The sequence below is a fragment of the Pseudomonas sp. F3-2 genome, from assembly GCF_038804275.1.
Lineage (GTDB): Bacteria > Pseudomonadota > Gammaproteobacteria > Pseudomonadales > Pseudomonadaceae > Aquipseudomonas.
Map to the genome: position 1 here is coordinate 5,457,249 of NZ_CP152388.1, position 13,898 is coordinate 5,471,146.

The following is a 13,898-nucleotide window of genomic DNA, read 5'->3' on the forward strand; positions in this document are numbered from 1 at the left end:
CTCGAACCCTAATCAGTGGCCCATCAGGCACGCAGCTCACTGTCACAGACCTGCATGCCAATCCAAATCCTGCTTACCGGCCGCTGCGCTTATGACTGCCTCGTTTCGCCAGCCGCTGCCACCATGCATCCACCAGTCCGCTGTCGCCGGGGGCCTGAAGGTAGGCGGACAGCATTTCGCGGATCTCGGCCTCATTCCAGACCGGCGCCCGACGCAGCAATGGCTCGATGTCCTTGACCCGATCACGCTGGCCGAAGATCGACTTGCGGGTTTTCTCGAGATCGATCAACTGCGCCAGATAGGCGCCGCCACGGGCCTTGAGGAAAATATGTTTGGGGTAAAAACAGCCATGCACCTGACCCGCCTGATGCAGCGTACGGGCCAGCGTGCCACACGCCTGCAGAATCGCCAGGCGCTGGGTCGCGGTCAGGTCGTTCCACTGCTGCAGCAAAGTATCGAGATCGGTCCAGCCGTCCAGCGCGCGGGTCATCAGGATCGCGCGGCGCTCGCCGTCGACCTTCTTCTCGCCGTAGAACACGGCGCGCAGCGCCGGGATGCCGAGCTTCTGATACAGGCTGATATTGCGAAACTCGCGGGAGAACGAAGGCTCGCCCAGCGGGTGATGCAGCGTGCGCGTCAAGTAATTGCTCTGACGCTTGAGGTAGTAACCGGAGCCTTCCAGCTCCAGCCGGAACACGCTGCTCCAGCCGCCGCGTCCGGTATTGGGCTCGTCCACGGCATCGAGTTCGACATCCCACAGCGAATCGAAATCAGCCAGACCATGACGCTCGAGCAAGCCTCGGTCGGCGTCTGCGATGAAAACACTCATTCACGCCCCTCGAAAAAACCGACGATATGACGGATGCGCTTCTTGTCCGAATCGTTCAAGCGTTCGCGCCCGCGATACTGCAGATAAAAGCGCAGACGCTGAGTCGCGGAAAGGTGATATTTGGCGACCTTGTCCAGGCAGGCCAGATCCTTGGTGATGCGATAACGCAACATGAAGCTGACCCAGAACGCGCCGTTGGGGCAGTCGATCAGGAATACGGTCGATTGATCATCCACCAGCAGATTGCGCCACTTCAGGTCATTGTGGGTGAAGTGGTGGTCGTGCATGGTCCGGGTATAACGCGCGACCTGCCGGCTGATGGCGTCGACCCAGGCGCGGTCATGCAGGCGAAGATCCTTGTGTTTGGCCAGATCGGACAGATCCTCGGTGCGCGGCAGCTCGCGGGTGATCAACGCGCCGCGATCATAAGCGGCGCCATTACGCTCCAGTCCCCAGGCCACGACCTCGGCGGTCGGAATGCCCCATTTCGCGAAACGCTTGAGGTTCTGCCACTCGGACTTGACCCGTGGTCGGCCCAGGTAACGGCGCAAGCCCTTGCCTGCCGCCACATAGCGTTTGACGTAGTAGTTCACGCCGTTGCGCTCCACCCGGATCACTTCCGACAGCGGATCACGGGTCAGGCGCTCGCCTTTGAGGGCGAATACGGCGTCCAGCGTGCCGAAATCGTCAGCCAGCTCAGCGTAGGCGGATTCAAGATTCCAGCCCGCCATCAGAGCGCATCCCCATAGCGCAGTTTGCGCTGATACAGCTTCTCGGCCTTGCCCTCCAGCCAGCTGAGCAGCGCAGACTCTTCGGCCAGAATCCTGCGCAGCGGCTGCTGAAAGTAGCCCTTGAGAAAGCGCAGTTTGTCGCGGCGCGTCAGGCCGATATCCATCGCTGAAAAATACAGCGCCGCCAGATCCTTGTTGCGCCAGCGCATCGGGATTGCAGAGCGGGTCTGGGCACGGTGCAGGTCGATGACCGACAGTTTGAAGTCTTCGGGCGTGACCGGCTTGTCGGTGTGCAGCAGGAAATGGCAGATGTAGCAGTCGCGATGATTGACGCCGGCGCGATGCATCATGCCGACCAGCCGCGCAACTTCGGCAATGTAGGCGCGCTTCATCCGCGGCTCTGGCGGCTGGTTGCGCCAGTTGATGCTGACGTCTTCCAGGCTTTCGGTCGGCGCCAGCTCCTCGGTGATGATGAACGAATGCTGCGCGGCAGGATTGTTGCCGCGCTCGCCATAGGCCACGGACGTCATGGTGGGTACGCCGACTTCATGCAAACGGTTGATCGCCTGCCATTCCTGGCCGGCGCCGAGCACCGGCAACTTGGCCGACAGAAGATTCTTCGCCACTTCGCCCCAGCCAATGCCGCGATGGATTTTGACGAAATAACCGCGCCCGTCGACTTCCGTGCGCAGCGTGCGCCGGCCTTCGAGCTCGCGATAGACCTGGCCCTGCAGCGCCTCGACGGCCTCGAACGCATCGCGTCCGGCCCACAGGCTCTTGAAGGGTTCAGCAAGGATCAGTTTCATCCGTGGTGCTCCGCCAGAATCACATCCGCAGCGTGCTGCGGCATGCTGTAAAGATCAGCCGTGTCGGCGAATGCCAGCCCGTTCCGGCTCCAGGTGCTGCGCGCGGCATCGTCCTTGAGCATGCGGGCCAGGTACTGATTGAGCTGGCTTTGCTCCAGCGGTTCGTCGAGTACCAGGCCGCTGTCGGCCTCAGCGATGTAGTGAGCATAACCACACACCGCGCTGACCAGCACCGGCAGGCCGGCCACCAGCGCTTCAAGCAGCACAGTGCCGGTGTTCTCGTTGTAAGCCGGATGAATGAGCAGGTCCGCCCCCAACAGGAAACGCGGGATGTCGCTGCGCCCCTTCATGAAGGTGACGTTGTCGCTCAACCCGAGCGCCGTGCTTTGCAGCTGGAATACTTTGGGGTCGTCCTGCCCGATTACAAACAGTCGCGTGCGTTTTTTCAGTTCCGGGGGCAGCGCCGCGAGCGCCTTGAGGCTGCGATCGACGCCTTTGGTCTTGAAGCCCGAGCCGATCTGCACCAACAGCAAGTCGTCATCGGCCAGATTGAATTCGCGACGAAACTCGGCACGGATCTGGGCAGCATTGGCGGGCGCGCGGCGATCCTGAGAAATCCCGGGCGGCAACAGATGAAACCGTTCGAGCGGGGTGTCGTAGTGCTTGATGAACAGCGGCTGCTGGACTTCGGAAATCATCAGCACTTCGGTTTTCGCATCCTTGGCGAACACGGCGCGCTCGTAGTCGGCGAAATGGCGATAACGGCCCCAGTACTTGTACAGGCCGTGGCGCAGGTTCTGCGCTTTGTCCTCATAGCAACCGTCGGCGGCGTAGTACACGTCCAGCCCAGGCATTTTGTTGAAGCCGATCAGACGATCCACGGGACGCCTGGCCAGGTCGGCATTCATCCAGTCGGTCAGTTTTTCGTTACGACGGTGGTTGAAGATCGCCTTGACCGGCGCCACCAGCACTTCGAAGCCAGGAGGCACGTCACCTTCCCAGATCAGCGTGTAGACGCGGATCGAATGGCCGCGCTGCTGACACTCCAGCGCGATGCGCATGAAGTCGCGCTGCAGGCCGCCGAAAGGAAAGTATTTATAAAGCACGAATGCCAGTTGCATCAGGGATGTTCCTTTGCCAGCAACAGCGAACCCAACTGGCTCGCTACTCGCTCGGGATTCAGGCGAGTGAAGCACATCGGCCACTCGCGTTCGGTATCGAACTGACGCTTGTCTTCAGGCGTCGGTTGATAAGTGCATTTCTTTTGCAGGCACGGCGCGCAGGCCGGGTAATCGCCCGCGAGGTGAACCTGCGATTTGCCATAAGCGCCGGTCAGGCCGGGGTTGGTCGGGCCGAACAGCGACAACGTCGGCACATCCAGCGCAGCGGCCAGATGACCCAGCCCGGTGTCGACGGCAACGCAGCCCTGAGCGCCAGCCAGCACTCTGGCAACGCCCGCCAGATTCAGTTTGGGCAGGACGTGCGCTTTATCAAGGCCAACGGCGATGCGCTCGGCGCGCGCCTTTTCCGCAGGGTTGCCCCAAGGCAGATGCACTTCGAGCCCTTGACCGATCATGCGCTCGGCAAGCTGGCGCCAATACACCTCTGGCCAATGCTTGGTCACCCAGGTGGTGCCATGCAGGAACAGCACGTAAGGCGCGCCACCATCGGCATCGAGCAGACGGCTGCGATCCAGCCCGTAGTCACCGAGTCCTGCCGGGACGTCATAGCCCAACGCCTGAGCGAACAACTGACGCAAACGCTCGACTGCATGCTGACCACGGGCCACGGGATACGGCCGGTCGTAGAAGCGCGCGGCCAGTGGCTCACGCGCAGAATGTTTGTCCAGCCCGGCGATCGGCGCCTTGACGTAGCGCGTCAGCCAGGCGCTCTTCAACAAGCCCTGGGCGTCGATCACCAGATCGTACCGGGTCTCGCGCAGACGCTGCTTGAACTGACGCCACTCGCCCGTTTTCAGGGTCTGCCAAAGGTTTTTACGCCACCGCCGAATCGCCACCGGGATCACCGTGGAGACAGCCGGATGCCACGTCGGAATTTCGGAAAAACCCTCTTCCACCACCCAGTCGAACTGGATGCCAGGCAGTGCGCGGGCAGCGTCGGTCAGGGCAGGCAATGTATGGATCACATCACCCAGCGACGAGGTTTTGATCAGCAGTACCCGCAAGTCAGGCGACCTCGACCGGCGTGCCGCCCAGGCGACCGAGGGCTTGAATCACCGATTCGGGCTCCAGCAGGCGCAAGCAGTTGTAGTGACCGAAACGACAGGTGCGCTCGAAGCACGGGCTGCATTCGATGCCCAACTGAACGATTTCGACCTGATCGGCCAGCGGCGGGGTGAAGCCCGGTGATGTCGAGCCATAGACGGCAACGAGGGGCCGATTCAGTGCAGCGGCGACATGCATCAGGCCCGAATCGTTGGACACCACGCCGTCGGCGCAGGACAGCAAGTCGATGGCCTCGGCCAGAGAAGTGCCGCCGCTGAGGTTGGTCGATTCCTCGCGCAGCCCCGGAATCAACCGCTCCCGAATGCTCTCGCCGACCGCGTGGTCGTTCTTCGAGCCGAACAGCCACACTTGCCAGCCCTCACGAATCTTCGCTTCGGCGACACTGGCGTAATGCTCGGATGGCCAGCGCTTGGATTCGCCGAACTCCGCGCCCGGACACAGTGCGAGCACGGGACGATCCAGCGCCAGGCCGAACTTGGCCAGCGCGGCATCACGACTGGCGGGCTCGATGCGCAAAGCGGGTTTTGGGTACGGACGCGGCAGCTCGGCGTCCTTGTCGTAGGCCAGCGCCATGAAGCGCTCGATCATCAGCGGGTATTTCTGCTTATCCAGCGTGCGCACATCGTTGAGCAGGCCATAGCGGAACTCGCCACGCCAGCCGGTGCGCTTCGGGATGCCCGCGAAGAACGGCACGAGTGCCGATTTCAACGAGTTCGGCAGCAGGATCGCCTGGTCGTACTGGCCTTTGAGGGATTTACCGATACGGCGACGGGTCGCCAGCTCCAGCGCACCATGGCCGAGCGGAAAGCTCAAGGCCGTGCGTACCTCTGGCATGCGCTCAAGGATCGGCCGGCTCCACTCGGGCGCCAATACATCGATTTGGCATTGCGGGTGACGCTGTTTCAGGCACTGGAACAGCGTTTGCGCCATCACCATGTCACCGACCCAGCTGGGCCCTACGATCAGAATTCTCATGCTCAATCCAAAAACGACCAGAAACGAGCAGGGAGGCTCATCAGACTGCGTGACGCTTCCACACAGCCTGACGCCTCCCTGTCATAGCTTTATATAGGTCCATTACATCCAGACCTTGCAGCGCTTTCACTGATGTCATCGCGAGCAAGCTCACTCCTGCAGGGGTAATTGACCACTGCAGGAACAATCGCGCGTCTACAGGGGATATTCAATCTCTGTAGGAGTGAGCTCGCTCGCGATGAGGCCCCAGGATTCAGTGAAGAATCCTTCATGCCTTAACTCAACCCCAACTGCGCCCAGATCCGCATCACTTCGCGCCGCTCGGCGGCAAACTGATCGCCGGAGACAACGCCCGCATCCTTCTGCAGAGCCTGTCGATGGGCCGCTGAGCGGTAGGCTTTATACACCTCGCGCAGCAGGCTGGCATCGGCGGCAGGCATCAGACCCGCCTCTTCCAGGCCCTCGAGAATCCGGATGTTATCGGTGTAGCGAAGCAGTGCGGGATGCTCTCTGGACCACGCCAGGGCCGCGTATTGCACCATAAATTCGATATCGACGATACCACCGGCGTCCTGCTTGAGATCGAAGGAGGCCGTGGCTTCGAAGGCATTTGGCCCCTTGCCCGCCGCAGTGGCCCGAGTCCCGAGGTTGTCGCGCATTTTAGCGCGCATCTCGCTGACCTCCTGGCGCAACTTGTCCAGATCGCGCTCGCGCCCCAGTACGGCGGCACGCACAGCCTGGAACCCGCGACCCACATCGGCACTGCCGACCAGCACCCGCGCGCGGACCAGCGCCTGATGCTCCCAGGTCCAGGCCTCGTTCTCCTGATAACGGGAAAACGCGCCGAGCGAGCTGACCAGCAGCCCGGCGGCACCGGAAGGCCGCAAGCGCATGTCCACCTCATACAGCTGGCCGGAGTTGGTCTGCGTCGTGATCAAGTGAATGATCCGCTGCCCCAACCGGGTAAAGAACTGCGCGCCGTCGATGGGTTTGGGACCGTCAGTTTCGGCCTGCGGGTCGCCATCATGAATGAACACCAGGTCCAGATCCGAACCATGGCCCAATTCGATGCCGCCGACTTTCCCATAACCGACGATCACGAAACCCGGATCGCACACGCTGCCATCAGGCCGACGCGGCGCGCCGTGCCGGGCAACCGTGTGACGCCATGCCAGCGCCAGCACCTGCTCCAGGATCGCCTCGGCCAGCCAGGTCAGGTAATCGCTGACCTTCATAAGCGGCAGGCTGCCGGTGATCTCCGAGGCGGCCACGCGCAACCGGTGCGCGAGCTTGAAATGCCGCAGCGCCTCCATCTGCTGTTCGAGGTCGTCCTCGGGAATACGCGTCAAACGCTCGCGCAGCTCGGCGGCCAGTTCCGGAGCCTGCGGCGGGCTGAACAGACGGCCTTCATTGAGCAATTCATCGAGCAGCAGCGGGAAACGCGCAATCTGCTCGGCAATCCACGGGCTGGCTGCACACAGCGTGAGCAGACGGCGTAACGCGCCAGGGTTTTCAGTCAGCAAGACCAGATAGGCCGAACGCCGCGCCACGGCTTCGACCAGCGGCAGGACCCGCTCAAGGATCAGATCAGGATTGTCGTGCTCGACCGCTTGCGCCAGCAGGCGAGGAATGAAGGCGTCCAGGCGTTCGCGTCCCAGCCGCTGCATCGAGCGTAATTGGGAGCTGTTGCGCAGATTGTTGAGGTGCTTCAAGGCCTTTTCCGCGTCCGCGAACCCGCCTTCCTGCAATTGGCGGCAGGCGCTTTCCTCGTTCTGGGACTCTTCCCACAAAGGCAGCCACTCACCTCCGACGATCTCCTCGCCACCTTCTGGCTGACCTTCTTCCTCATCCGGGTCGGCGATGACCTGACGGAAATGCCAGTCGACCCGGCCACGCCAATACATGAGCTTTTCGTGAAAGCTGTTCCAGTCGGCAAAGCCCATGATGAACGCGATACGCGCCTGATCCTGCGCGCCATCGGGCAACATCTGGGTCTGACGGTCGGCGATCGCCTGGATGGCGTGCTCGGTGTAACGCAGAAACTCATAACCCTGGCGCAGTTCGTCAATCACCGTCGCGGGCAAGTAGCCTTGCCCTTCGAGCGTACGCAGCACCTTGAGCAACGGCCGCTGCTGCAGGCTGAGGTCGCGCCCGCCATGGATCAACTGAAAGGCCTGCGCGATGAATTCGACTTCGCGAATGCCGCCCGAGCCCAGCTTGATGTTCTCGGCCATGCCTTTGCGCCGGACCTCCTGCTGAATCAGCTGCTTCATGGTGCGCAGCGCTTCGATCGCGGAGAAGTCCAGATAACGCCGATAGACGAACGGGCGCAGCATTTCCAGCAGCTCGTCACCCTTGGCCCGATCGCCGCCGACCACCCGCGCCTTGATCATCGCGTAGCGTTCCCAGTCACGGCCCTGATCCTGGTAATACTGCTCCAGCGCGTTGAAGCTCAGCACCAGCGCGCCGGAGGAGCCATACGGACGCAGGCGCATGTCAACGCGAAACACAAAGCCATCCACCGTCACCGGGTCCAGCGCCTTGATCAGCCGCTGGCCGAGCCGGATGAAAAACTCCTGGTTATCCAGCGCCCGCTTCACGCCTTGCGTCTCGCCGCCTTCGGGATAGGCGAAGATCAGATCGATGTCCGAAGAAAGATTCAGCTCCACGGCGCCCAGCTTGCCCATGCCGAGGATGACCATCTGTTGCGGCTCGCCTGTCCGACGGCCGGTCGGCGTGCCGAATTGCTGGCAATGACGCTCATAAAGCCATCGATAGGCAAGGTCGATGCTGCCATCGGCCATGTCGGAAAGGTCGCGGCAGGTTTCGACAAGATCGGCCTGCCTGGTCAGGTCACGCCAGATAATTCGCACTTGCTGGCGCGTGCGTTGACGACGTAGATTACGCCCCAGTTCATCGTCGGTGGTCGCTTCAACGACCGCTCGCGCAATCTGGCCGTGTAATTCGCCAGCGCCAAAACTGCGCTCCAGCTCGCCGGATTCGGCCAGTTCGAGGAGCATCAGTGGATCGCGGGCCACATGCTCGGCCACGAAATCACTGGCGCTGCAGACGCGGTCGAACGCCGCCAGTCGAGCGTGCGGCCAAGTGTCGAACCTAGCCTTGTCGACGTCCGTCAGTGCGTCGAGCGATGCGCGGAACGACTGTTGTGCACGAGTGACCAACGGCAGCAGGATGGCCGGCAACTCAGCCAGCGAGGGTAGGCTCATGGTCTATCCTAGATCGGCGTTCGAAAGACTACCTGCCCCGGTAGCCACACCTGTCGCTGACAGGACTGTCGAACAAAGGTTAAAAATTGCTGGCGATTAGTTTTCTTTGACTGCCAGCATTGGTTTTAAGGTTTTTCATTTGATCTTTTAACCAGAATTACCGTTTTATCTGACACAGCAACGCGAGCGAAAACATCGCTAAGCTGTAGTTTTACTACTGTATATACAAGTCAAAAAGCTGAATTAGCCGAAGATTTGTAGTAAAACTACACAACGCCGGGTACCACTCCGGTCATCCAAGAATTTTTACGTCGTCTGCCCACAAGGCCAGTCGCAACAAACTCAGGCAACCGATTCTGGAAGCCTTTCCGCCCTGGAGCAAGCCATGCAAGACCTCGATCCCGTCGAAACCCAGGAATGGCTGGACGCCCTGGAATCGGTTCTCGACAAAGAAGGCGAAGACCGTGCTCATTACCTGATGACCCGTATGGGTGAGCTGGCCACAAGAAGTGGTTCGCAGCTGCCTTACGCCATCACTACGCCTTATCGCAACACCATTCCTGTTACCCACGAAGCACGCATGCCTGGCGACCTGTTCATGGAACGCCGCATTCGCTCGTTGGTACGTTGGAACGCCCTGGCAATGGTTGTGAAAACCAACATCGGCGATCCGGATCTGGGCGGTCACATCTCCAGCTTCGCTTCCAGTGCAACCCTGTACGACATCGGCTTCAACTATTTCTTCCAGGCCCCGACCGACGAACACGGCGGCGACCTGATCTACTTCCAGGGTCACGCATCGCCAGGCGTCTACGCCCGTGCGTTCATGGAAGGCCGTATTTCCGAAGAGCAAATGACCAACTTCCGTCAGGAAGTCGATGGCAACGGCCTGTCTTCTTATCCACACCCGTGGCTCATGAAAGACTTCTGGCAGTTCCCGACCGTTTCGATGGGTCTGGGTCCGATCCAGGCGATCTATCAGGCGCGCTTCATGAAGTACCTGGAGCACCGCGGTTATATCCCGGAAGGCAAGCAGAAAGTCTGGTGCTTCCTGGGCGACGGCGAGACCGACGAGCCGGAATCCCTGGGCGCCATCGCCCTGGCCGGTCGCGAGAAGCTGGACAACCTGATCTTCGTGGTCAACTGCAACCTGCAGCGCCTCGACGGCCCGGTGCGCGGCAACGCCAAGATCATCCAGGAACTGGAAGGCGTTTTCCGTGGCGCCCAGTGGAACGTGACCAAAGTCATCTGGGGCCGTTTCTGGGACCCACTGCTGGCCAAGGACGTCGACGGTATCCTGCAACGTCGCATGGACGAAGTCATCGACGGCGAGTACCAGAACTACAAGGCCAAAGACGGCGCTTTCGTACGTGAGCACTTCTTCAACACGCCAGAACTCAAGGCGATGGTTGCGGACATGTCCGACGACGAAATCTGGAAACTCAACCGTGGCGGCCACGACCCGTACAAGGTTTACGCGGCTTATCATCAGGCGGTTAACCACAAGGGTCAGCCGACCGTGGTTCTGGCCAAGACCATCAAGGGTTATGGCACCGGCGCCGGTGAAGCGAAGAACACTGCGCACAACACCAAGAAAGTCGACGTGGATAGCCTGCGTCACTTCCGCGACCGCTTCGACATCCCGGTCAAAGACGATCAGCTGGAATCCCTGCCATTCTTCAAACCGGAAGAAGGCAGCGCCGAAGCCCGTTACCTGAGCGAGCGTCGTGCTGCGCTGGGCGGCTTCGTACCACAGCGTCGCGCCGAGAGCTTCAGCCTGCCGACGCCGCCGCTGGAAACTCTCAAGGCCATCCTTGACGGCACCGGCGACCGCGAAATCTCCACCACCATGGCCTTCGTGCGCATCCTGACGCAGCTGGTCAAGGACAAGGAAGTGGGTCAGCGCATCGTTCCGATCATCCCGGACGAAGCCCGTACCTTCGGTATGGAAGGCATGTTCCGTCAGTTGGGCATCTACTCTTCCGTAGGCCAGCTGTACGAGCCGGTCGACAAAGAACAAGTGATGTTCTACCGCGAGGACAAGAAAGGTCAGATCCTCGAAGAAGGCATCAACGAAGCAGGCGCGATGTCCTCCTTCATCGCTGCAGGTACTTCGTACAGCAGCCACAACCAGCCGATGATTCCGTTCTACATCTTCTATTCGATGTTCGGTTTCCAGCGTATCGGCGACCTGGCATGGGCCGCAGGCGACAGCCGCACCCGTGGCTTCCTGGTCGGCGGCACCGCCGGTCGTACCACCCTGAACGGTGAAGGTCTGCAGCACGAAGACGGTCACAGCCACATCCTGGCTTCGACCATCCCGAACTGCCGCACCTACGATCCGACCTACGGCTACGAGCTGGCGGTGATCATTCAGGACGGCATGAAGAAGATGTTCGAAGAACAGCAGGACGTCTTTTACTACCTGACCGTGATGAACGAATCCTACGTCCAGCCAGCCATGCCGGCCGGTTCCGAAGAAGGCATCGTCAAGGGCATGTACCTGCTCGAAGAAGACACCAAGGAAGCGGCGCACCACGTGCAGCTCCTGGGTTCGGGCACTATCCTGCGCGAAGTACGCGAAGCGGCGAAGATCCTGCGCGAGCAGTTCAACGTCGGTGCCGATGTCTGGAGCGTTACCAGCTTCAACGAACTGCGTCGCGACGGCCTGGCCGTAGAGCGCAGCAACCGCCTGAAGCCCGGCCAGAAGCCACAACTGAGCTACGTTGAAGAATGCCTCAACGGCCGTAAAGGTCCGGTGATCGCTTCGACCGACTACATGAAGCTCTTCGCTGACCAGATCCGTCAGTGGGTTCCGACCAAGGAATACAAAGTCTTGGGCACCGACGGTTTCGGCCGTTCCGACAGCCGCAAGAAGCTGCGTAACTTCTTCGAAGTCGACCGTCACTTCGTTGTGCTGGCCGCCCTGGAAGCCTTGGCCGATCGCGGCGATATCGAACCGAAGGTCGTGGCCGAAGCCATTGCCAAGTTCGGCATCGACCCTGAAAAACGCAACCCGCTGGACTGCTGAGCGTCTGCGTAAAGATCGTATAGAGCGCTGACAGATTGCGCGGAACAGCCGGCGATGCGGAATTTACTTCGGTAAATGAGCATTCAGGCTGTTTCGTCGCAACTGGAACAGCGCAGTCGAGGAACAGGTTCTCCTGAGGAGAGACATTGTGAGTGAGCTAATTCGCGTACCCGACATCGGCAACGGTGAAGGTGAAGTCATTGAGTTGTTCGTGAAGGTCGGTGATCGCATCGAAGCGGACCAGAGCGTTCTGACGCTGGAGTCTGACAAGGCGAGCATGGAAATCCCGGCTCCCAAGGCCGGCGTCATCAAGGCCATGAAGGTCAAGCTGGGCGACCGCCTGAAAGAAGGCGACGAGCTGTTCGAACTGGAAGCAGAAGGCGAAGCTGCCGCCGCACCGGCTGCTGAACCGGCTGCCGCTGCGCCTGCTCCGGCTGCACCTGCTGCTGAAAAACCGGCTGAAGCCGCTGCCCCTGCTGCGCCAGCTCCAGCCGCCGAAGCGGCTGTTCAGGACATCCACGTTCCGGACATCGGTTCGTCGGGCAAGGCTCGCATCATCGAGCTGATGGTCAAGGTCGGTGACAGCATCGAGGCTGACCAGTCCCTGATCACCCTGGAATCCGACAAAGCATCGATGGAGATTCCGTCTCCAGCGGCAGGCGTTGTCGAGAGCATCAGCGTCAAGGTCGAAGATGAAGTCGGCACTGGCGACCTGATCCTGAAACTGAAGGTCGCTGGCGCTGCGCCGGCCGCCGCTCCTGCTCCGGCAGCAGCACCGGCTCCGGCCAAGGCTGAAGCCCCTGCTGCCGCCCCGGCCGCCGCTCCAGCCGCCGCTCCAGCTGCAAAAACTGAAGCCGCTCCTGCTCCGGCTGCTGCACCTGCAGCCAGCGGTGCCAAGGTTCATGCAGGTCCGGCTGTTCGTCAGCTGGCGCGTGAATTCGGCGTCGAGCTCAGCGCCGTGACGGCCACCGGCCCGCATGGTCGCGTGCTGAAAGAAGACGTGCAGGCTTACGTCAAATCGATCATGACCAAGTCCAAGGACGCGCCAGCCGCTGGCGGCGCTGCCGGCGGCATGGGCATCCCACCGATTCCGGAAGTCGATTTCAGCCGTTTCGGCGAAATCGAAGAAGTGCCGATGACCCGCCTGATGCAACTGGGCGCGACCGGTCTGCACCGCAGCTGGCTGAACATCCCGCACGTGACTCAGTTCGATCAGGCCGACATCACCGACCTGGAAGCTTTCCGCGTTGCGCAGAAAGCCGTCGCTGAAAAGGCCGGCGTGAAACTGACCGTGCTGCCACTGCTGCTCAAGTCCATCGCGCACCTGCTCAAGGAACTGCCGGACTTCAACAGCTCGCTGGCGCCAAGCGGGAAAGCGGTCATTCGCAAGAAGTACTTCCACATCGGGTTCGCGGTGGATACTCCGGACGGCCTGCTGGTCCCTGTGATCAAGAACGTCGACCAGAAGAGCCTGCTGCAACTGGCTGCGGAAGCTGCCGAGCTGGCTGAAAAAGCGCGCTCCAAAAAGCTGTCGGCCAACGACATGCAGGGCGCCTGCTTCACCATCTCAAGCCTGGGTCACATTGGCGGCACCGGCTTCACGCCGATCGTCAACGCGCCGGAAGTCGCGATCCTGGGCGTGTCCAAGGCCACCATGCAACCGGTCTGGGACGGCAAGGGATTCCAGCCGCGCCTGATGCTGCCACTGTCGCTGTCCTACGATCACCGCGTGATCAACGGCGCCGCTGCTGCGCGCTTCACCAAGCGTCTGGGCGAAGTGCTGGCGGATATCCGCACGATCCTGCTGTAAGCCTCAAAAGGCCCGCTCTTCATTGAGCGGGCCTTCGCAGTTTTTCGAGCTGCCACGCTCGTACCTCAACCCCGCTTATCTGGCGGGGCTTTTTTTGGGCGGATGTTTTATGGGGTTGACGCTCTCCCTTGGCCGTTGGAGCGCGGCTGCCTGCAATCTGCCGGGTACCCGTTGCAGAACCTTCGAAGACCCAAGTACCTGCGCGGGACCCGTCCAGACACTAATAACAACCACTTACCGCCC

At 61.0% G+C, this 13,898-nt stretch carries 9 protein-coding genes; 2 read left to right on the forward strand and 7 right to left on the reverse strand.

What is annotated here, in order from left to right:
* Positions 1-73: 73 nt before the first annotated feature.
* The 7 genes from AAGQ88_RS24420 to glnE form a co-directional block, all read right to left on the reverse strand.
* The gene (locus AAGQ88_RS24420) at positions 74-829 is read right to left on the reverse strand and encodes a lipopolysaccharide kinase InaA family protein (RefSeq protein WP_342653835.1); all 756 of its coding nucleotides are present in this window, start codon (positions 827-829) and stop codon (positions 74-76) included.
* Complete coding sequence (locus tag AAGQ88_RS24425; RefSeq protein ID WP_093465197.1) at positions 826-1,560, reverse strand: lipopolysaccharide kinase InaA family protein; 735 nt, start codon at positions 1,558-1,560, stop codon at positions 826-828. The genes AAGQ88_RS24420 and AAGQ88_RS24425 overlap by 4 nt, the downstream gene beginning before the upstream one ends.
* Positions 1,560-2,366 (reverse strand): lipopolysaccharide core heptose(I) kinase RfaP, encoded by an 807-nt coding sequence (gene rfaP, locus AAGQ88_RS24430; RefSeq protein WP_285426729.1) that lies wholly within the window; start codon positions 2,364-2,366, stop codon positions 1,560-1,562. Before rfaP ends, AAGQ88_RS24425 begins: the two co-directional genes overlap by 1 nt.
* Entirely contained in the window at positions 2,363-3,487 is a 1,125-nt protein-coding gene (locus AAGQ88_RS24435; protein WP_285426728.1) for a glycosyltransferase family 4 protein, read from the reverse strand. The genes rfaP and AAGQ88_RS24435 overlap by 4 nt, the downstream gene beginning before the upstream one ends.
* The gene (waaC, locus tag AAGQ88_RS24440; RefSeq protein WP_342653836.1) at positions 3,487-4,551 is read right to left on the reverse strand and encodes a lipopolysaccharide heptosyltransferase I; all 1,065 of its coding nucleotides are present in this window, start codon (positions 4,549-4,551) and stop codon (positions 3,487-3,489) included. The genes AAGQ88_RS24435 and waaC overlap by 1 nt, the downstream gene beginning before the upstream one ends.
* A 1-nt stretch (position 4,552) precedes the next feature.
* A complete protein-coding gene (gene waaF, locus AAGQ88_RS24445; protein ID WP_342653837.1) occupies positions 4,553-5,587 on the reverse strand; it encodes a lipopolysaccharide heptosyltransferase II in 1,035 nt (344 codons plus the stop codon).
* 275 nt (positions 5,588-5,862) lie between these two features.
* A complete protein-coding gene (gene glnE / locus AAGQ88_RS24450) occupies positions 5,863-8,814 on the reverse strand; it encodes a bifunctional [glutamate--ammonia ligase]-adenylyl-L-tyrosine phosphorylase/[glutamate--ammonia-ligase] adenylyltransferase (protein WP_342653838.1) in 2,952 nt (983 codons plus the stop codon).
* 385 nt (positions 8,815-9,199) lie between these two features.
* On the opposite strand from glnE, the gene aceE reads away from it, so the two are divergent.
* Positions 9,200-11,845 (forward strand): pyruvate dehydrogenase (acetyl-transferring), homodimeric type, encoded by a 2,646-nt coding sequence (gene aceE, locus AAGQ88_RS24455; RefSeq protein WP_093465215.1) that lies wholly within the window; start codon positions 9,200-9,202, stop codon positions 11,843-11,845.
* Positions 11,846-11,993: 148 nt separating this feature from the next.
* A complete protein-coding gene (gene aceF, locus AAGQ88_RS24460) occupies positions 11,994-13,655 on the forward strand; it encodes a dihydrolipoyllysine-residue acetyltransferase (protein ID WP_342653839.1) in 1,662 nt (553 codons plus the stop codon).
* Positions 13,656-13,898 lie beyond the last annotated feature (243 nt).

What these genes read in the sequence shown, in the direction of transcription:
- AAGQ88_RS24420 (WP_342653835.1), bottom strand. Translation starts at nt 829, where the DNA reads ATGAGTGTTTTCATCGCAGACGCCGACCGAGGCTTGCTCGAGCGTCAT.
- AAGQ88_RS24425 (WP_093465197.1), bottom strand. Translation starts at nt 1,560, where the DNA reads ATGGCGGGCTGGAATCTTGAATCCGCCTACGCTGAGCTGGCTGACGAT.
- rfaP (WP_285426729.1), bottom strand. Translation starts at nt 2,366, where the DNA reads ATGAAACTGATCCTTGCTGAACCCTTCAAGAGCCTGTGGGCCGGACGC.
- AAGQ88_RS24435 (WP_285426728.1), bottom strand. Translation starts at nt 3,487, where the DNA reads ATGCAACTGGCATTCGTGCTTTATAAATACTTTCCTTTCGGCGGCCTG.
- waaF (WP_342653837.1), bottom strand. Translation starts at nt 5,587, where the DNA reads ATGAGAATTCTGATCGTAGGGCCCAGCTGGGTCGGTGACATGGTGATG.
- glnE (WP_342653838.1), bottom strand. Translation starts at nt 8,814, where the DNA reads ATGAGCCTACCCTCGCTGGCTGAGTTGCCGGCCATCCTGCTGCCGTTG.
- aceE (WP_093465215.1), top strand. Translation starts at nt 9,200, where the DNA reads ATGCAAGACCTCGATCCCGTCGAAACCCAGGAATGGCTGGACGCCCTG.